This is a genomic window from Marinoscillum sp. HNIBRBA16962, from assembly GCF_057801515.1.
Window position 1 is genome coordinate 4,995,447 of record NZ_CM173603.1, and the last position, 20,831, is coordinate 5,016,277.

The following is a 20,831-nucleotide window of genomic DNA, read 5'->3' on the forward strand; positions in this document are numbered from 1 at the left end:
CCAATAAAAACTTGGGTTATTTCCGCTATAGTTACACTAATCTAATAGTTTTTTATACTCGCAAAGTCACTCTTGGCTACAGGCATATATGGATTACCTCCACCTCTCACCCTTCTCCTACTCTACCATGATCGTTGCTTTCGCAGATTTTAGGCCCGCTGCACTGGCTTTTACCTTTATAGTGCCAGTCTCTCTGCCAGCTCGCACCACCAGCAGCGCTTTCCCCTGAAAGACCTTTCGCTTATCCGCCTGGAAGGGTTCATGGCTGATGACATCTGCATTGCCTACCCCGGCATTGGTTCCTGCGCCTGACACTTCAAAGGTGATCTGGTGAGAGGCATCCGGCACCAGAACCCCATTCTTATCTACCACTTTTACGGTAAGGTATGAGAGATCCAGTCCGTCAGCATCGATCACTTCCCTGTCCGGCTCCAGCACAATGCGATCCGGCTCCCCTGCCGTCTTTAACTCATGCTCGGCTACCACCTTACCATCTATTTTAGCTACAGCTTTTACCGTCCCGGCGGAATAGGGAACTACCCATTCCAGCTTTTTGTGGATCTCCGGACCGGTATTGATCGGGTTATCCGGGTCATACTCATCCGCAGTGTAGGCCTTGATGTCTTTGGTATAATACTCCTCGGGAACCTGTTTTGTCCCCATGGACCTTCCATTGATAAACAGCTCTACTTCCTGGGCATTGGAAAAAGTGATCATGCGTACAGAGTCTTTCCCCTCCCATGTCCAATGCGAAAACATGGGCTGAAATCGGAGGTTTACTTCATTCCAGTATTTATCCGTTTCATCACTGGGGTCATAAGCAGTGATGTGCACCATCGGCTCCTCGCTGTACAAACTATGGATGTAATAGCTGAAAGGTTTCCAGTGATCATTCCAGTCAATGATCCCGTTGGGCCAGCCCTTAGCAGGCCAACCAAACGACTCGCCTATGTAGTCTGTACCTCCCCAGTAAAACAAACCAACACCATAGTCATGATTGAAATTGAACCATTCGTTCCCCAGGTTCCCGGCCTGAGCCTCGCTGAGGATGAATGTAAGCTGCGGGTAGTTGGCCCGGTCCACCGGCCAAAACTCTTCCCGGTAGTTGGTGCTGACCACATCCATGTAAAATTCCATCTCCGGCGGACCTTCGCGGTAATAGTTTTCGGTTCGGTAAGCTCCACTCTTTCGTGATGGATGCAACCCACAGGTTACCTCCCGCGATGGTTCCAGCTTATGCACAAAATCTGCCATTTCCTTCATCAGGGGTATCCCAAAGTTGGCCTTCGGGTCCCGCTGCTGCCGGGTTTCGTTGCCTACACTCCAGAGAAAAACAGACGGATGATTGCGATCTCTGCGAATAAAGGCTTCCAGGCTGGAGTGCCAGTGATCTTCAAAGTCACTTCCCTGTCCGAAAAACTGGCTGTCCCACTTGTCAAAGGCCTCGTCAAATACCAGCATTCCATTGCGATCACACCAGTCCAGGATAAACTCATCATGTGGGTTATGAGCCAGACGAATGGCATTACACCCCAGCTTTTTCAATCCCTCCAGCCGCCGCTCAAAGCCGCGCTCAAAAGCTGCAGCGCCCAGCGGACCCAGGTCATGGTGAATATTCACCCCCTTCGCCAATACTTTTTCACCGTTGAGCAGCAGACCTTTATCCGGATCAAATGCTACGGTCCTTATCCCAAATGAAGTCTGCAGCAGATCCAGGGTCTTTTCGTCTGCTGAAACAATGCTTTTGACGGTGTAGAGATCCGGGTTTATCAAATCCCAGCGCTCCGGAGCAGAAAGGTCTGCCTGCTGGTCAAAAACATATAGTTCACCAGCTGCTACGGGGACTATGCTTTGGGTCCTGGCGACCACCACTCCGTGTGGATCGTAGATCTCAGATACAAGCTCAATCTCTCTTGACCCATCAGCATCATTGAGCACCTCTGTCTGAATGCGTACTGTGGCCCGCTCATCACTTACAAAAGGTGTCGTGATGTAAGTGCCATCATCCACCACATAGCTGTCATTCCGCACTTTAAACCAAACATCGCGGTAGATACCCTCGCCATTGTACCAACGGGAGCTTTCCATGTCTGTGTTGTCATAGCTTACTGCTATCAGGTTTTCACCATTCCTGATCAGGTCGGTGACTTCCACTTCAAAACCTTCGTAACCGTTCAGGCGATGGGCTACTTCTTTCTCGTTGAAATAGACTTTGGCATCACGATAGATCCCTTCAAAATCCAGGAAATACCTTTTTGTTGCCTCCACCTCATTCAGGACCAAAATTTTCCTGTACCAGCCCTTTAACCGCGGACGGAAGCCATTTTTGCGGTCACTATTCAGGCTGTCCTGAACAAAGGGACCATAAATAGAAGCGTCATGCGGCAGGTGGACTGTCTGCCAGCCACTGTCGTCAAAGGTGAAAAGATGCGCGTTTTCCACATCCTTTTGCTTAAATTTCCAGACGAAATTTATCCGCAGATCCTCACGAGGCTGACTAAAAACGGATAAAGAAAGGAATAAAATGAAAGCGTTAAGAAAAAGTGTTTTTCGCATAATTCAGGGTTAATTTCCAGTGAGCGGAAAAGCTAGTAGTTTTATGGTCAATTGTTGTCCTGACCCGTCCTGAAAAGCGGGGGCGTTTGTGAGGAAAAATCCGTTTGAATATACAAAAAACAAAATCAAAAGAAATGAATCGAATTTGCTTAGGTCTGGACCTGAAAGATGATCCGAAACTGATCGCCGAATACAAAAAATACCACGAGCCGGGCAATGTATGGCCGGAGGTTATCCAAAGCCTTTATGATTCCGGGATAAAAGACATGGAGATCTACCTTTTAGGCAATCGGCTGTTTATGATCCTGGAAGTGGATGAATCTTTTTCGCTGGAGCGAAAAGCCAAAATGGATGCAGCCAATGAGAAAGTACAGGAATGGGAAGCGCTTATGCAAAGCAAGTTTCAGCAGGCGCTTCCGTGGGAAAAAGAGCTGAAATGGATACCCGGAGAAAGGGTGTTTTTTCTGGAATAGTTGCTACGATTGATCCCACTTTCACTGAAGGGTTTTTTAACCACAGAGGAGCGCTGAGAAAGCAAAGCGTTTATATTCTAATTTCCCGCTGATTTATTCACGGAGTACTCTATAATTCATCTATGTTCATGAATACTTCGTATTTAACGGATTGACGCAGATTTAATACTAACAAACTATGTAATTCTGCGAAACTCAGCGAGATCTGCTGGAAAAAGGCCGGTTTCCGAATAATGAAGACTCTGTGGTTGAATTTGTTATATAAAGTAGCTCGTACATGGGTTTCTAAACAGAATATTGGTTAGGTCCTGAAATTTTATCTTCCGGATCGCTAATTTTTTGCCCTTTCAGGTTTAACTTAAAGGTAGGTTTTACCCAAATTGACCTCAAATGAAACGGGTGATCTTTACCATTGTTTTGGGTTTTATAACCCTCAGTCTTGTACTCGCACAGAAAAAGAAGTACGAAGACTACCTGACCAGCGGAAAGGCCAAATTCAGCAACAAGGATTATTCTGGAGCTCTGGTTGATTTTACCCTGGCCATTGAAGCTCGGCCCAACAAACCGGAAGCCTACTATCAACGGGGACTTACTTACTACTGGCTCTACAAGGATGATAAGGCTGTGGAGGAGTATACCAATGCCATAAAGGCGGATGATAAGTTTGAGAAAGCTTACTTTGAGCGCGGGTTTATCCGGCTGGAAAATAAGGAATACGAGGATGCTCTGCTGGATTTCAGGAAGGTGACCGAGCTGAATCCCACCGATCACTTAAGTTATTACAACCTTGGGCTAACTAAATATTACCTTCAGGACTACATTGGAGCGATCGAGGAATACACGAAATGCCTGGAGCTGGACCCAACCTACCACACAGCCTTTTACAACAGGTCATTGGCTAAATACTATTTGGGTGATTACACGGGGGCTTTAGTGGATGTGACCAAAAAAATAGAGCTGGACCCGACACACACCAATGCTTACTACCAACGCTCACTGATCAAATACGACCTGGGAGACTATGAGGGCGCCATTTCGGACGCTGATAAAACGGTGGAAATAGACCCCAATTATACCAATGGCTATTACCAACGAGGACTCTGCAAATATTACCTGGGAGAATACGCCAGCAGCCTGGAGGACTTTGATAAGGTAATAGCGCTTAGCCCGGACTACCGGGATGCCATCTATAATCGCGGACTTTCCAAGCACTACCTGCAAGAGTACCTGGGCGCCATTGAGGATTTTAACCGGGTGATCGAGCTCGCACCCTCTGATTATGAGGCTTATTACCGACGCGGACTGGCTTATTACTATATGGAAAATTATTCAGCCAGCGCTGCTGACTACAAAAAAGCCCTGGAGATCAACCCCGGCTATGAAAACGCCAAACGTGAGCTTGCCCTGGTAGCACCCAACATCAGCCCCTCAGCGCAAGGCAACACCGTGAAACCTGTAGCAAAAAGGTTGCCCCAGATATGGGCGGTGATCGTAGGGATCTCGGAGTACCAGGATGAAAGCCTGAACCTAAGCTATGCAGATGAAGACGCCCAATCTGTGTATGAGTTTTTCAGAAGCCCGTCCGGCGGAGCCCTGGACGGTGATCATGTGGTGCTGCTTACCAATGAACAGGCTAAACGTGCCGATATCATCAAAGCACTAACTGATAAATTTTACCGGGCCTTTGAAAGTGATATGGTTTTGCTCTTTATCGCAAGTCACGGACAGCCGGATCCGGTAGGCAATGAAGTGTATTTTCTGGGTTATGATACGGACAAAACCAACCTGAGCGGAACCGGTGTTTCGCAGATTGATATTGAAAAGATATTTGGCCGATCACGGGCTAAGAAAAAGATCTGGGTGGCCGATGCGTGTCATTCCGGTGGAGCAGGACTAAGTGTAGGTGGCATGCGGGGAGAAGCTGAAGCTTCCATGATCAATAAGCTCCTGCTGGGTATGGCACTGGCTACTGATGGTATGGCGATGTTTACCGCCTCGTCAAGTAGCGAATACAGCTATGAAAACGCGCGTTGGGGAGGTGGACACGGCGTATTTACCCATTACTTCCTGGAGGGGCTGAAAGGTGCCGGGGACCAGGATAGCAACGGCCTGGTGGAGATCAGGGAACTTTATGAATATGTATACCGGCAGGTATCCACTGATACCCAGGGGAAACAGCACCCTGAACTCAAAGGAAGGTTTGACAATAAACTTCCACTGAGCGTTATCTATTGATAAAAAATATCACTTGTAAAAAACAGTGGCAAGGCTAGTCATCGTTAAAAATCATCACATAGCTATGGCTATGCTCAAAATTTTTGCCTTGATCCGGTTCAAAATCTACATCCGGATTACCCGTCATTTAAGCATTGACTTGCCACTAGTTACCACCATCTACCACATCTTCTTCCGGAAAGAACTTATGGATCAGGGACCTTTCGTGAGGTACCGTAAGTTTATCTAACGCTCCGTCAAACCGCGCACCCTCATAGCAGCCATAGAGCAGCCATATAATGACAATTGTCCCTAATAACTCCCGTGGAACCATCTTTGTCAGGCTTTCTGTCCTGTATTTGATCACATGAATGTATCTCCAGCAAAGCCCTGTCAGCAGCAAGTAAACTCCCAGGTAAAGTATGGCTACAAGAACAGGCGAGCCTAGAAATTCATGCAAACCATGCACCATGTCAGCAGCTTCTGCCGGTCCGATTATAGAAACCTCGAGGATCGAAAGGGATAATGGGATCATGAGGCATATGTAGATATCATTAAACCGTTTATCAGTGTTTTTTGATCCTGATTCCAGAAATGGTGTTACAATTAAAAGTAGCCCACAGAGCAAAGGGGATAAAGGCCACGCAAATGGCCCATGAGGTTCAAAAACATTAGCCAGGTGGTAAATCCCGAAAGCAACTGTATTTTCAAGCCTTGCTGACCCAAATATTTCACTGCCGTGCAAATAGCCAAGAGCCTGAAGTGAGAAAAACAGCCCAAAAAGTCCGCTGGAGCTTAGTGACTTATAATTTTCCATAACTCCTCAATAAAAAAGTCAATATTGCCCCAATATACTAAAAAGCGGTTCTTTCTGTGTGGGTTAGTGCAGTAGCTACAGTTGATATACAGCCTTTATTATGAACAATGAAAGCCAGAAAAGTGCTTCGAATAGGAATAGAAATACAATTATCGCAATCGTTATAGATATCCAAAGGAGAATCGACATTATTAGCCCTCCAATTCCATCTCCTCCGTCAATTCCTCCAAATTCGGGCATGGTTGCATTCGGCATGATTCATGAAAAGCATTTGTCAGCAGTTTTGTCATTTTTATAATATTAAAGAGAGTTTAGACTCTTTGTGGCATAGTCCAAATTCCTTTGATAGACTTTCAGATCTTTGTCACTTATCTCTTTAGCAATGGCTACCGCTTTGGAATAACTACTAACCGCCTCCTTGTAATTCCCACACTTTAGAAATCCTTCTCCCAGGCTATCCCAGACATTTGGAGATTGCGGGTGACGTTTGGTATTTTCTTTAAAAAACACCAAAGCAGTTTCACAATTATTATCCATAAAATCATATCCAAGTCTATTGATAGCTGACTCTGTAGGTTTGTAAGAAGAAAAATAAACCTGTTTTAAACTATCACCCCTATGTTCGTTTCCATCTTTGTAATAAAGATACATAAGATGTCCAATGGAGGATTCGGATGGTAACACCTTATAACCACATAGGTCTGATAATTTGCTGAAATAATGATTCAATGCATTCATACCTCCTTGCTCTTCAAATTCAGCTAAGGAACCTCTGTCGGGATAACCTTTCATTCTGTAATTATCCTCGCGACCATGTACTGATAAATATAACTGATGCACCAGCTCTGGTTCTTTAACAGGGGCAACATTGCTCAGAAATATTATAGTTGTACCATCATCAAATAAATTAATAGATGAACGATAACCATCCAGTGCACCTCCATGTGAGTACATTTTAACAGATGTGTTTCTTTCAATCAGATCATCTGAATTTCTGAACCAGCCATAGCAATAGCCCTGCCGGTTAGGAGTGAACATTCTTTTCATTGCTTGTTTACTCAATAATGTATTTTTTCTTACCGCCTCACTCCAGATAAACAGGTCTTCAACAGTAGAATACATGCCTCCGGTACTATATTTACTTGATTGATCTCTATAAGCTGCCTGTTGAAAATCGCCCCCATATTTAGAGAATATCATCCAGAATGTCTCATCTTCAATAAAGTCAAAGCCTTTGGCTGTTTCTTTTTTCATAAATTCATTAGACTCAAATCCAGTGTTTTTTAAATCCAGTGGTCTGGTGATTTTGTTTTTCAATAATGTGGCAAAAGATTGACCTGAAACCTCTTCAAGGATGGCTCCTAAAAGCAGATATCCCAGGCTACTATAGTGAAAGGTGCTTCCGGGTTGGTAAATAAGTTCAACCTTGCTTACTAGCAGTGCCAGCTCCTTTGGGGTATAGGCACTGGAGACAAAAGTATCCCTGTTTATGCCCAATTTTATGAGCCCCTCATAATGAGGTAAGCCAGAAGTATGCGACAGCAATTGATGTATGGTAATTTGGTCACCAAAGGCTGAAGGTATGAAAGGTAGTACTGTGGAGACCCGATCAGACAATTTTAATTTTCCTTCTTCTACCATTTGCATGATCAGCATGGCCGTAAATTGCTTGGTTATTGAGGCTATTGGAAATTTCGTATCTACAGAATTGGGTGTATTGTTTTTTCTGTCTTTAAAGCCGTATGATTCTTTAAATATCACCTGTCCGTTTTTTGCAACTAATACTGCTCCGGAAAAAGGACTATTTATTTCTCTTCTTCCATTATCAGCGTAGCCCTGCATGAGCTCATCAAGTGATTTCGGGTTATTTGTACAAGCAGTTTGGGATAAACATATAACAATTATCAGTATTATGTTTGTCGCATTCTTAACCATTATATTCATGTTAGTTGTTTTAAAATTTAACATGATCAAATGTATGGAGTAGATGGTAAGAAGCTTATGACACACCTGCGACACTTTTACGCCATTTGCATAAAAGAATGTTTTTAGAAAAAATTAGGAACAAAGGAAAGCGTCTGAATCTTCCCATGACTTAATTCATGCATATGTTTCAATGCAAAAATGATATTAAAAAGCACCCATATAAGATAGGTGATTAATGACACAAACAGGCTATTTCCGGCTTCTCCTGTAATTAGGTTTGAAAGTAAAACGGACATAAACAAAATACAAAGCGCCACTATTGTCCAGATAATTTGAAAGCTGAGTACTTTACCAGCCAAATATTGCATTTCATTAAGTTTCCTCGTGTTATACTTCCAAATAGCCATGGGTAAAATAATGTTGCACAAGGGAATTAAACATGAAATAATAATGGATAAATTCATCTTTTTGATGATGCCGGATTCCGTATTCAATACATCAGGCTTCTTATTTGTCAGTTCGCTAATGTTCAAATCAAGTTTATCAGCAAGTATTTTCAGAGTTGAGGCACGAGGAACTACATCGCCTTTTTCAATACGCTGAATGGTTCGAAGTGAAATATTGGATAGCTCAGCAAGAGCCTCCTGCGACAACCCTTTATTGGTTCGGGCTTCTTTTATAATCTCCCTGGAAACTTCTTTATTCATTCTACTTTTATAACTGCTAACAGCAAGCTAAAAACCGTAGGATTGGCCTCTGTTAATTTCTTTAAAACTATCTGATATCAAAACACTTTACAAGTAGCGAAGTAAGCCTATGGATTTTTAGCGAATGTGTCTACCTACTGCAGCGATTAACTCCTGCATGATTTCTAAAATGAACCTTGCCTTTTTTTCAAAACTTCCCCCATACTCATCTGTTCTTTGATTTGCACTTTCTGCCAGGAACTGATTGGGTAAATATCCATTAGATGCAATGATTTTACCTCCCTGGGAATAAACGGCATCTGTAACTTTCTTCCAGGCATCAATTTGCTCCTGTGTATAAATACCAGGGGTAAGTTTGATTATTCGCCTTAAACTTGTGTCAGATCACTGACCTTTGACTCGCTAATTGTTTTTGATTGCCACTGTACATGCCTTCTTCAAAGTAAGCAGCGTCCGTTTGTGTGGTGAAGAGTACGATATCGCTTGTCTCTAAAGCCTTGAAAACGGGACTTTCATTTTCTATCAAAACGCTTTCGCCTGATGTGATAATCGTATCTTCATTTACCTGTATTTTACCGGTCAACACATAGAATAGGGAAGCGATGTTATAGGAATTGTCATTTGGAAGTTCGATTTGAATGCCTTGCTTCAGGCGTGTATCCATCAGCCAGGTGTTGCTTCTTATTTGCAGCGGATAGTCATCACCTTTACCAGCAATTTTCCGCCACTGATTGATGCTGTATATTTCTTGTAGGTCATGAAATTGAACCATGGGTTTTAATCCACCCGCTTCCGGCCTGATGAATATTTGCAAGCCTTCCAGTGTACCTCCTTCTATCAAGGTTTTCTCTTCATGATAAAAGCGTGCACCAGCATTCATCATCATGAGTTTCTGATTGGAAATAGTGTCGGTGAAACCTTCTGAGTCAAGGTGCTTTACTTTTCCACTTCGCAGGTAGGTAAGTATTTCATCATCCTGATGTGGGTGCATGGGTATCAATGTACCGGGGGTAATGATAGCCTGGTCTATTCTGCCAATGGTGGCAAAACCCGTATCGTTTAGCTGGGGGCGGATAAGACCAGGACACAAAATCTGTATCCCAAATCCACCTCTTTGTTTACCATATTTTATGGAATTATCAATCTTCGTTATCATTTTCTTTGATTTTATCTATGATGTAAAGGTGGTTTGCCGCAAGGCTGAAAACTTGTATCAAATCACCGTTCTGTGAGAGCAATTAGTCGATTTCAACGACTACCTTGCCGACATAACCGCCCTTTTCTGCATATTGGTAGGCTTCCACGGTTTGCTCAAAGGGAAGCACTTTATTCACTTCTATTTGCAAGCCATTGTCGATTGCTGAAAGAAGTACGTCCATGATTTTTGAGGATGGACTGGATAGAATTACGACGTGTTTTTTACCTGTGAATAAATTCTTGAGCAGTGAAGCAGGGATGTCAATGGGCTGTGGTACCGGGTTTAAGAATAATGATTTCGGGTTCATTATTCGTTTTGCATTTGCATAACCCATTTTACCCGATAGGTCAATGATGATATCATAAGTGGTAGCTTGAGTAAGTACATCTACTTTGGTGTAGTCTATCACGCTATTGGCTCCCCATTTTTGCGCATACTCCAAGCCTTTGGTACTGGTAACGGCTGTGATATCAGCAGCTTCTTGTTTTAACAGCTGAAGTAAAAACATTCCAAAACCACCTGTTGCGCCATTAACAAGAATTTTGGTTTGCGGATTGATGGTACCCATTTTCTGCAGGGCTGTTACGGCAGCTACACCTACAATAGGAATAGAAGCGGCTTCTGAAAAACTCAGTGTTGCAGGTTTTTTCCAAACTAAAGATGATGGAACAGCCACATATTCAGCCAATGCGCCATCTTTCATGTTGTTTTTTACTACACCAAAAACTTCATCGCCCTTTTTGAAGTTAGACGTCCCTGGATCTTCAATGATCCCGGAAAAATCTACTCCTGTATGTTTAGGGAATTTGGAGCCAGACATCAGTTTCATTTCACCCTTTCTGATTTTCCAATCCATGGGATTGATAGAAACGGCTTTGACCTTTATTAAAACTTGATTTGATTGAATAGAAGGTCTGATTTCTTCTACCGTTTGTAACACCTCTGTATTGCCAAACTTTTGATACGCTATTGCTTTCATTGTACTGTTTTTTTTAGTTTATAGTACAAAGGTGCAGAGCTCAAGGTCCTCAAACTTGTATCAAATCACTGTATTGATGTGATCGGGACGCTGATGTATTAATTCTAATTCCTCAGCGGAATAAGATCGATTAATACAGTTGTATTAAATCACTATTGAGCTTTAATGCTTTGGGAGGCATTCCAAACATTTCGTACATATACTTATTGAATTGGGACTGGTCGTAGAAACCAGTGGCATAAGCGATATCCGTTAGGCTCCTGTTTTTGTCTGAAAGCGTCAGAATGATTGCTTGACGCAACCTTGTCCACAATAAATACTTTGACAGGCTACTGCCGGTTTGTTCCTTAAATAATGCGGCTAGTCTCGAAGGTGAGAGAAAAACAATGTCGGCAAATGTTTGGGGTGTGATGCCTTGGTTAGCAAAGTTGGCATGAATGTATTCTATAATTTGGGAAATTCTTTCATCGTAATCCAAATCAGGGATTTTTGATAATATGGCATTGACGATGGTGTAAATGTCAAGGGTTTCTTTTTCCAAATGAAAGAAAGAACTGGTCTCTGTTGGCGAATTGAAAACCAAACAATCCTGACTGGGCTGAAGCCTGCTTGATAGTTCTAGCCCAATGTTAGAATAAGGTTCAATATTCACCACATTTAACGTCCCATTTTCTGCCACACAATGATGTTTTACCTGTGGTCTGATTATGAAACCATGTATTTTTTCGCACAACTGCCCATTAATGGTGGAATCGAATGGCGTGTCATTTGACAAAACCATTTGAAAGGCCGAATGGTGGTGTATTTCTACAGTAAGATTTCGTGCCTTTAAGGCAAGAATAAAGGGGCTTAATGATTGTTTGATCATATTTGTTACCAGCAAGCAACAATGTACATTTTTTGGCAAGTTGAAATGTACAGAAAAGGAAAATAGGGATGTACATTTTCCGGGTTTAAAATTAGCCTAAAAGATGGTTTTTCGGTTCTGCATACGGTAACTACCTCCTTCAAGTTTTACAATCTCACATCTGTAAAGAATTCTGTCTAGTAGAGCTGTTGTTAAAACCTTATCTTGTAGTACTTCTGCCCATTCTTTAGGTTCTTTGTTTATTGTGATAATCAGTTATCTTCCAACAATCCTCCTATATATTGTTCTCCCAAAATGCTAAGGTGTCCTTTATTATTAAATTTGACATAAATGTATACTTACATTTTGATGAGCTTCATGGTGAATTCTCGATCAGTTGTTGATACTTTCAAAATATAAATCCCAGGCAAACCTTTAATATCCATCATGATCCTTTGATCAGGAGTGGTATTGGTCTCATAAATGAGCTCCCCACTTATCTTATAAAGTTTTATAGCGATCTGCGCCCTTACTGATCCTAACTCAATAAAAAACTTTCCAGCGGACGACACTGGGTTGGGATAAATGGAAATGTCATTTTCAGGATTTTTGGTGTGTAAAACAGGGATAGACACCTCTACCTCTACACACTCAGAAGTAGATACACATCCATTTTGGCTAATTTCTACGGCATATGAGCCTGAAGATAATGCGGTAAAGGTATGATTTGTTTCCCCATCAAGTACTTCGTTGCTTTCACAATTCTTCCATTGATAAGTTGCGCCTTCCATCGATGAAGCGGATAGGGATGTCTCGTCAATGGAAATGGAATTATCAACTTTGATTATTGTTAAGTCAACTGTAATTACAGAATCACAGCACAAAGAATTGGGAATGGTATCTAAATATATTCCACTTTCTTTCCATAGATATTTACCACTAGGCGAAAGCTGACTATCGCACGATACTTGGGTTAAATTGCTGGAAGTTGTGATGCAGGCACTCCACTTTTGTACAAAGATATTAATTCTAGACCCTTCTGCATTTAGCAAATCTGCCTCGTCACAGGGGTTAGTTGATAATGAGTTGGTAAAGTCACCAGTTAAATAAATGTTGTTTGATCCGTCCAGCGCAAGTGAGTTAACATTAGCCAATTGAGATGCTTTAAAATGTTTAGCCTCCTGAAGGATTCCGTTCTCTGCTAACTTAATGTAGAAGCCATTAGGAATTCCTCCTTCGCCCCCTGACACAAATTCCAATGTATCAGTGCCAGGGTCAAAGTCTGAAGATATCTTGAAGGTTCCTACCACATAACTACTTCCATCAGGATCTACTTTCACCGATCTTCCCTCTGAATCCCCTATACCTTTTATCTGCTTTACCCAAGCTAAGGAACCATTCTCGTTTAATTTTTGAATGAAGGCATCTGTGCCCTCTGAGCTACCGATTATGGATCCGCTGGAGATAAGTGTAACAGGAGAACCTCCATCTGAACCAAAAGTAGAGGTGCCGGCAAATTTGCCTGAAACAAAAACTTGTTGATCAGCATTCACTGCTATGGTCATGCCAATATCGCTTTCTGAACCGCCCATTGATTTAGCCCATATAAAATTGCCATCAGTATCCAGTTTTTGTACAAAAATATCTTCTGAAGGCCCTTTTATTCCAGGGCCATTCACCGAGGTAAGGCTAGTCACAAACTCTCCAGGATCAAAATCTACATTACCCCGAAAGGTACCCGTGGTGTAGACATTGCCTGATTGATCAACAGCTATGGCATGAGCAAAATCCGCACCCGAACCGCCCATTGATTTGGCCCAGGCAAAGTTTCCATCAGTATCCAGCTTAAGGACAAAAACCTCAAAAGAACCATTAGAAACTAAATTGAAAACGTTTTCACTAAAATCGAAATCAACTGTGTCTTCATACCAGCCAGTCACGTATACATTATTCAGAGTGTCCAAAGCAAGGCCATTACCAATGAGCCCGGCATTTTTTGCCCAAATAAAGTTGCCATCCGTATCCAGTTTGAGAATGAACATATCGGTAAAGCCTGTTGATGTGAGAAAGGTTGAATCGGGTCCAGGATCAAAATCGACCGTATCCCAAAATGTCCCGGTTATATAGACATTTCCCTGGCTATCAACAGCTAGTGATTGAGCCTTATTGGTACTTGTACCCCCTAATTGTTTTACCCATAGCAACTTTCCATCAGCATCCGTTTTTTGAATAAAAATATCGGTAGGTTTATTAAATCCTACAGCTGAAGGAGCGGATAAAAGGACTAATCCCTCTCCAGGATCAAAGTCTGCTGTTCCCGCAAAGTAACCTGCGCTATAAATATTGCCAGAATTGTCTAAATCAATGGAGGTCACAAATATGTTTTCCGATCCTCCAATATTTGCGGACCAGTCATTTATTTGACTAAATAAGGTTGTACTAATTAGAAGAAACATTACTCCTGTTATATTTTTCACTAGATTCATAGTATTTGTTTTTATCCGGATCAAGGTCGGAATTGCATTATTTACTTTGATTAGGTTATACTATTTTTTTATCACGTATTGTCTTGCTTTGAAGCAGAGGAATATAACATCCTACTAACACTCACTCTGCGTGTTATTCAAAATATATCTCGGGTAAATAACACCTTTTAGATGGAAAAAGCAAGCTGGAAACCTCTGGCCGAGCACTTTTACTTACTGCGTATGAGAAGTCTCTTTTGATTTTATGACATAGCCACCAAACCCGGACCAATGTGGCCAGAGTGCTAGCTTATGCAGGAGATATTTATTTAGAGATTGATTGGGGTTGGGTAGTTTTGATTCAAAAGCCGCTTGTTTTTACATTACCAGTGATAGTGATTAAAAACTGATTTTTGTATTTCATCAATAAGTCTACCGCCATTGTCTCCATTGGTCATGATAACAAGTGTATGGCCTTTGTGTACGAATGAAACCATATAATTTGTAAACCCTGCATTTTTACCTCGATGACCAAATGTTAAAGACTCATGGTCATTTCCTAATGAAACGCCAAGTCCCCAATTGTTCATGTGCTTGGTTAGCATTAATGCTACTGTTTCCCTGGAAAGCACTCCATTTGTTTTTCCAGCAAGTATTTTCTGAATCTCAGTACAATATTTGACTAAATCAGTAGGGGTTGTCCATAATCCTGCAGCCGCTTGTTCTGGATAATTATGCCACAGTCCTTCTATAATTTCACCATTATCTTTATAGGCGGCACTTGCCATAGAATGTAAATCAGCTGGGAGAGGCTGTTCATAGGTACTATTGCTCATTCCAATTGGCTGCAAAATATTTACAGCCAAATATTCTTCAAAAGACAAACTGCTGATATCTTCAACCAATTTTTCAATAATGGTATAACCTCCTCCTGAATACCGCCATATATTTCCTGGAATTGTGTCCACGTAAATGGGACCTGTATTTCCCTCTCCATTTAGAATCATTTGTATGGATGGAATAGAGTCTCTCTGAAGATACCCGGGGAAACCGTGAACTGTAACTCCTGCTGTATGTGTCAACAATCTCCTTACTGTCACTTTTTGATCTACGGTAAATTCATTCTCAGGAATTTTCCAATCCTTGAGATAGATATTTACATCTTTATCAAGATCCACTTTCCCTTCCTCATAAAGCTTTAGGATGGCTAACGCAGCTATGGGTTTACTAATAGAACCAGCCTGAAAGCGTGTTTCTGTACCAACTTTATCGCCATTAAGGGTATGAGCAATTCCGAACCCCTTAGCCCACATTTCTCCTTCACCATCAACCACTGCAATACTTACTCCTGGCACTTTATAATGGTTCATTCTTTCAATTAGACTTACGCCTTTGCCAGCATTACTTGAGGGGTTTGGACCAAAAGAATTAAAATCAATTTCAACCTCTGATTTACAAGAGATTAGTACTGAAATCGAAAGCGTAAATAGTAAGCGGGACACATTAAATATTTTCATGTTTTATCCTTAAAAGGTTTATAAAGTTGCGTTTCAAAAGTAGTTAGTTACGACGGGTGGATGTGAGAAATCGCTACGCTTTTGAAATTTCATATCCATCAAGCCGCTATGCTGTTTATTGTGTGTATTATTCAAATTTGACTGTCAGTGCAATGTGTTTCACGGTGTGCCAGGTACGCTTTTTTAATTTTGTAGCCTTCCCCAAAAATGCTTAGATGTTGATAATAACATACAATGGTAAATTTTATGAGTAGTGGCAGATTGCGTGGCACTTTCCCATCAAACCGCGACACAGTTTGAGCGGGCTACAAACCTTGATATTTAGCACTTTACCTGCCATTACTTATACAAAATGTTGTGCGTTCGTGCTTTCTCAATACCTTAGTATTCTATTTCAAAATTTAAATCTTTAGCAGCCTCAACTACCATTTTCATGTCTCGAACTCCTATATGTGCATTATATATTTTCCTCTCTTCGTTAAGTTGTTTAACTACTTTGTATAACTCTTGGTAATCAGCATTTGCTACTTTTTCTGCAGTATCATATCCAGCTTCTAATAACACATATGCAAATGTGTGGTTTACCCACCTTATTCTGGAAAGGTCGGTCAATTTCGCAAGCTTCGTTATTTCATCTTTGCTAATTCCTGTTTTATTTGAAAGCGCTTCTCTTTTTTCATCAGTCAGTATCATATCATATAACTTAAGCGTATTTGTTATTCCTGCTTCTTCCAGTTTAACAACAATGTCTTCAGTGACACATGAGAAATCTTTTATCCTATTTGGTTTTTGTCGATAACCATTCACCACTCTTTTAAGAACAGCTAAATAATCCTCTTGCAATCCGCTCCGTTTCGAAAACTCCTGAACCCTGTCTTTGTCCTTAAGGGCCATTAGTAATTCATCAAGATCCTTTATATTACATTTTTTAATAATATCTAGATTTTTACCCACATCCCTTTCCAAAATTTTCCAACTTGGAATTAATTCGGCAGTTTTTAAAACCTCCTTGTATTTATCAATACTTATACTTTTCAAATCAATATAATACCCCATTTCATGTCTTAGCCCCCTAAAAGACTGGACTAAATTTTAAAATCAATTTAGTCATTATGAAATTTAGGGAGAAATGAAAAAGCGTAGACAATTCACACCTGAGGAGAAGTACAGTATCCTGCAGGAAGCAGAACGAGAAGGTTCGACAGAGTCCTGCCGTAAATACAACCTGGCACATTCGGCACTCAGTTATTGGAGGAAGAAGTACCTGTCCAATGGGAAGGAAGGTCTAAAGGCTGGTTACCGGAAGGTAGATCCGCAAGTTCGTAATCTGGAAGAAGAGAATATCCGGCTGAAGAAGATCATAGCCAAGCAAGCATTAGAGATCGAAGTAAAGGATGAGCTGCTAAAAAAAGGGGAAGCCCACTTTCAGATTTGGGTGTGTGGAGAAAGCAGATGGTACTATCAACTGGCTGTGATGGATGTGTACAGCCGCAGGATCCTGTGCTGGATCTTTCAGCGCAGCATCCGACAAACTGACGTGGTGGCCTTGATGAGAAACCTCGACCTTCGATTTGGGTTGAAAGGTGTGATCATCCGCAACGATAACGGCTCACAGTTCATCGCCCGCAAGGTCCGTGAAGCCCTCCGGGAGCTGGAGGCCCAGCAGGAGTTCACCCATGTAGCAACGCCGGAAGAAAACGCTTACATAAGAAGCGTTCCATTCCATCCAGCAACGGGAGCTCATTGACCGGTTCAGTTTTACCAGCTATTATGAGGCCAAACAACACATCGAAAAGTACATGCACTGGTACAACCAGGGCGGATTCCCTGACTTACTGCAAAATCGGTCTTGCTCTCTCCAGACACCTGCCATTGCTCATAGAGGCCAAGCATCTGCTCATGGTCATGTCTCTTCATCACACAAGGTTACCGGTATTAGGCTGTTTTTGAAAGATGAGCTTTATAGGACGGATACAAACGACTGGAGGTGTAAACATCTTAACGGATGCAGGCTACAGTAGCGGAGACAATTATGATGATATGGAAGCCAGAGGCTTAAATCATAGGAGGACCAGATTTATTCACTTATAATTGGTCAACACCGAATAACCAAAACTGCCGGCAACATCATCGCTGATAAAAACCGAAAAGCCTCAATGGATCGATTGTGTCATTGAGGCTTCTTTTTTGCTCCGGTTTTGGCTATTCAGCTAAATGTTAGCAGTATTCTACATTATTCCCTCTATATATTCTATGTAATCGTTCGGGAAAGAATTGCTATTTAAACCAACCTCAATGTGATTTTTATATTTTTCAGTAGCTTTTATTCTTTTTGTATTGCTTGTTTTAGCAATGAATGTAAGAGCTTTGAAATAACTTCCATTTACCTTTATCTCCACTTCTTTAGCTCCATAGTCCATTTCACTTTCAATTATTGAAAGTTTTTCCAGTTCGGGTTTAGATATGCGAAAAAGCACCCCCCAGGTAATTTTGTTTTTGTCCATCACAAGATTTGCTATTCCACCGCCATATCCGTCATATTTGCTGTTTTTACATTCTAGATTAAAAAGGACTTTGTAGTTTTCAAGAGTTCCTTCGGATATTTTGATCGAAGAAGGGCATCTTCTTCGAATCCTTTCAGTGTTCATGTTTGATCCATAGGAAAAATAGAGTTCACCTCTTTTGCTTAACTCAAGCAGTGATTTTCTTCTAATTAAATCAATTTCAAGTATTTTAAGTGTTTTTGCAACACGAAATAAGAAAGTTTCATCTGGAATTATTTCCGTACACTGACTCAAGTACTGATTTATGGACCCCTCATTTTCTTCAATCATTCTACTCTTGAAATCTCTAAGTTCTCCAACAGACAAACTTCTTTCGCCTACAAAATAACCTTTCACGGTATTCTCAACAGACTTTCCAATTTTATTATTGTTCCTGAATTCAAATGCTGGTCCAGCTACGTTCTGCTCAAGTTCAGAGTCTTCTTGGACAGTAAACATAATGTTAAAGGAACTATTAGATCCTTTTGTATCTACGAGGCACATAACATATGGCAGAACTGGAGGATCTTTTATGTTGTTCATATAAATCCTGAACTTATCACCATATAGTTCTTTGGTCTCAATTAATTTATTCATCCATTTAATACTTAAAGTATTACTGAATTGGAATCGTTTTATTGAAACTCCATTCTTTAGAGCTACTGAAAATGCGTCTATAAGATTTTGTGCTTTTGCTTCATTTTCAGGGTTATGACAGGAAAAGCCATCTCCAATTGAGATCACATTCTTTTGGGCACTTTTGATTAGTTCATAGTAACTATCATAGTAATCCCTACTATTCGGATAACCTATGCCATAGTTTTCCGATTTACTAAAGGATAATTTCAGTTCATTTAATAGACGTTCAGTTGCTTTGCTGCTGTTGAGTTGATTTTGGCGAAACATAATGTCCTCATGTTTTTCATTTTCAGAGATTTCCTTATTGAGCCAATCATTGAAAATAGTTAAGAACCCTGTCAAAATCAGAGCAGCTGATATGCTTGTAAGAATTGCATTATAAATGGAATTATAATCATTGAAACTTACTGTAGAGTCTAATTCGCTGAAAGGCTTTACGGAAGAAAGAAAGGCGAAAAGAATTCCAGCTATTATTAGTCCAATTTGAAAGACTATCTTGTTTTTTCTTTTGAATTTTTCGAATACTTCACTCATGTGTGTTACTGCTAACGTCAAGCTAAAATCCGTAGGCTTAACTACTGTAAATATCCTTAAAAGTATCTTATTCAAATTTCCTTTGCAAATAGCTCAGTAAGCTTATGGATGATAGTGCGTTTGTTAACCAACGTATTTATTGCTCAACGCTTAAAATCCAATTTGCAATTTTTTCCATTGCAACTGGGGAAAATGTCTGTTCTATTTTCTCATATTCGTCTGGCAGACCAGTTGTACATTCCTGAAATACATGATTGATTCCTGGCAACTTCTCAATGGTTACATGATTGTTTCCACCTCGCTGAAGAGCAACCTGGATCCCATTTAAATTTTCTTCAGGCAACACCTGAACATCTTTCTCCCCGTTTAGAGCAAGAACAGGGCAATTTATTTTCTCAAGAAATGGTTCGGGATTATATTGCATGAGATTAATCATCCAGGGGCTTCCCCACATAGCCAATTCGGCTTCCACGTATTGATCTTCTGTCATACCTTTAGGAATAGGACTTTCTTCAAACAATTTTATTCCTTCCCTAATAATTTTTTCTAATTCAATTCGAAGGGAATCTTTATTACTCAGGTTTGTGATGCTTTTGAAAATCTGTTGTCTCTGTTGCATTACGATTTCAATGTTTTGTGAATCCATTCCCATACCCGCCATGATTTTTGTTTGTCCTCTGTTCCATGTATCGAACATTTTTACACCAATCCCCGCCAACATAACCACAAAATCTACATTTTCAGATCTTGCAGCAACTATCTGAGCTACAATAGCTCCTTCGCTTAATCCTATAACTCCAATTCGATTCTTATCTATTTCTTTTCTAGTTTTCAAGAAAGTAATGGCACTTTCAGCATCTTGAGCAAAATCAAATGTCGTTGCAGATTCGAATTTTCCTTCGGATTTGCCGACTCCTCGATCATCATATCTCAATACCGAAATACCATTTCGGGTTAGGAAATCTGAAAGAACCAAAAATGTTTTGTGCCCTAGACGATCTGAGTTTCGATCATGTGGGCCACTGCCCGATACAAGTATCACGACAGGTGAATTGTCATTATCCTTTGGTGTAGTAAGAGTTCCCGCCAATTTTATACCAGCAAGGTTATTTAGAAACTCGACATCCTCAGAATAATATGGATACGGTTTTGATGGTTCTTGTGGTCTGCTGGAAGCTTTCTGATCATTGCATCGAATTAAGCTAATGGAAAAGATCAGAAGTCCCAAGTTGACATAAAGTATAGATTTCTTCAAATTTTAAACTTGGTTATACTGACTAACGTCCAACTATCATCCGTAAGCTGGACCGAGTCGCGTAGACTTTTCAATTATCTATAAAAGTATCTTATCGCACTTGCCTTTGCAAATAGCTCCGTTAGCTTATGAATGATAGTGATTGTTGAACCGTGGCCTTA

At 40.9% G+C, this 20,831-nt stretch carries 17 protein-coding genes; 3 read left to right on the forward strand and 14 right to left on the reverse strand.

Annotated elements, in window-relative coordinates; genetic code table 11:
* Window positions 1-117 precede the first annotated feature (117 nt).
* Complete coding sequence (locus tag AC3E9V_RS20795; protein ID WP_488750093.1) at window positions 118-2,556, reverse strand: glycoside hydrolase family 2 TIM barrel-domain containing protein; 2,439 nt, start codon at window positions 2,554-2,556, stop codon at window positions 118-120.
* Window positions 2,557-2,690: 134 nt separating this feature from the next.
* On the opposite strand from AC3E9V_RS20795, the gene AC3E9V_RS20800 reads away from it, so the two are divergent.
* Window positions 2,691-3,029, forward strand: a complete 339-nt coding sequence (locus AC3E9V_RS20800; RefSeq protein WP_488750094.1) for an L-rhamnose mutarotase — start codon at window positions 2,691-2,693, stop codon at window positions 3,027-3,029.
* A gap of 390 nt (window positions 3,030-3,419) precedes the next feature.
* Window positions 3,420-5,264 carry a tetratricopeptide repeat protein gene (locus tag AC3E9V_RS20805; RefSeq protein ID WP_488750095.1) on the forward strand — a complete coding sequence of 615 codons (1,845 nt, stop codon included), beginning with the start codon at window positions 3,420-3,422 and terminating at the stop codon, window positions 5,262-5,264.
* Window positions 5,265-5,409: 145 nt separating this feature from the next.
* On the opposite strand, the gene AC3E9V_RS20810 is transcribed toward AC3E9V_RS20805, so the two are convergent.
* From AC3E9V_RS20810 to AC3E9V_RS20860, 11 genes are all read right to left on the reverse strand, one after another.
* A complete protein-coding gene (locus AC3E9V_RS20810; protein ID WP_488750096.1) occupies window positions 5,410-6,060 on the reverse strand; it encodes a hypothetical protein in 651 nt (216 codons plus the stop codon).
* 300 nt (window positions 6,061-6,360) lie between these two features.
* Complete coding sequence (locus AC3E9V_RS20815) at window positions 6,361-8,028, reverse strand: serine hydrolase (protein WP_488750097.1); 1,668 nt, start codon at window positions 8,026-8,028, stop codon at window positions 6,361-6,363.
* Window positions 8,029-8,108: 80 nt separating this feature from the next.
* On the reverse strand, window positions 8,109-8,693 hold the full coding sequence (locus tag AC3E9V_RS20820; RefSeq protein ID WP_488750098.1) for a helix-turn-helix domain-containing protein: 585 nt from the start codon (window positions 8,691-8,693) through the stop codon (window positions 8,109-8,111).
* A gap of 117 nt (window positions 8,694-8,810) precedes the next feature.
* Entirely contained in the window at window positions 8,811-9,056 is a 246-nt protein-coding gene (locus AC3E9V_RS20825; RefSeq protein ID WP_488753676.1) for an oxidoreductase, read from the reverse strand.
* A 16-nt stretch (window positions 9,057-9,072) separates the two neighbouring features.
* Window positions 9,073-9,849 carry a pirin family protein gene (locus tag AC3E9V_RS20830; RefSeq protein ID WP_488750099.1) on the reverse strand — a complete coding sequence of 259 codons (777 nt, stop codon included), beginning with the start codon at window positions 9,847-9,849 and terminating at the stop codon, window positions 9,073-9,075.
* Window positions 9,850-9,931: 82 nt separating this feature from the next.
* Window positions 9,932-10,870 carry an NAD(P)-dependent alcohol dehydrogenase gene (locus AC3E9V_RS20835; RefSeq protein ID WP_488750100.1) on the reverse strand — a complete coding sequence of 313 codons (939 nt, stop codon included), beginning with the start codon at window positions 10,868-10,870 and terminating at the stop codon, window positions 9,932-9,934.
* A gap of 130 nt (window positions 10,871-11,000) precedes the next feature.
* Window positions 11,001-11,738 carry a helix-turn-helix domain-containing protein gene (locus AC3E9V_RS20840; RefSeq protein WP_488750101.1) on the reverse strand — a complete coding sequence of 246 codons (738 nt, stop codon included), beginning with the start codon at window positions 11,736-11,738 and terminating at the stop codon, window positions 11,001-11,003.
* 96 nt (window positions 11,739-11,834) lie between these two features.
* On the reverse strand, window positions 11,835-11,993 hold the full coding sequence (locus tag AC3E9V_RS20845; RefSeq protein WP_488753677.1) for an ATP-binding protein: 159 nt from the start codon (window positions 11,991-11,993) through the stop codon (window positions 11,835-11,837).
* An 83-nt stretch (window positions 11,994-12,076) separates the two neighbouring features.
* Window positions 12,077-14,203, reverse strand: coding sequence for an SBBP repeat-containing protein (locus AC3E9V_RS20850; protein WP_488750102.1), 2,127 nt, complete (start codon window positions 14,201-14,203; stop codon window positions 12,077-12,079).
* 362 nt (window positions 14,204-14,565) lie between these two features.
* Complete coding sequence (locus AC3E9V_RS20855; protein WP_488750103.1) at window positions 14,566-15,699, reverse strand: serine hydrolase domain-containing protein; 1,134 nt, start codon at window positions 15,697-15,699, stop codon at window positions 14,566-14,568.
* Window positions 15,700-16,080: 381 nt separating this feature from the next.
* On the reverse strand, window positions 16,081-16,755 hold the full coding sequence (locus tag AC3E9V_RS20860) for a DUF4332 domain-containing protein (protein ID WP_488750104.1): 675 nt from the start codon (window positions 16,753-16,755) through the stop codon (window positions 16,081-16,083).
* 73 nt (window positions 16,756-16,828) lie between these two features.
* Between AC3E9V_RS20860 and AC3E9V_RS20865 the strand changes: the two genes are divergently transcribed.
* Entirely contained in the window at window positions 16,829-17,446 is a 618-nt protein-coding gene (locus tag AC3E9V_RS20865; protein ID WP_488750105.1) for a DDE-type integrase/transposase/recombinase, read from the forward strand.
* Window positions 17,447-17,927: 481 nt separating this feature from the next.
* On the opposite strand, the gene AC3E9V_RS20870 is transcribed toward AC3E9V_RS20865, so the two are convergent.
* Both AC3E9V_RS20870 and AC3E9V_RS20875 read right to left on the reverse strand, forming a co-directional pair.
* A complete protein-coding gene (locus tag AC3E9V_RS20870; RefSeq protein WP_488750106.1) occupies window positions 17,928-19,415 on the reverse strand; it encodes a gamma-glutamylcyclotransferase family protein in 1,488 nt (495 codons plus the stop codon).
* Between the two features lie 136 nt (window positions 19,416-19,551).
* Window positions 19,552-20,670 (reverse strand): alpha/beta hydrolase family protein, encoded by a 1,119-nt coding sequence (locus AC3E9V_RS20875; protein WP_488750107.1) that lies wholly within the window; start codon window positions 20,668-20,670, stop codon window positions 19,552-19,554.
* Window positions 20,671-20,831 lie beyond the last annotated feature (161 nt).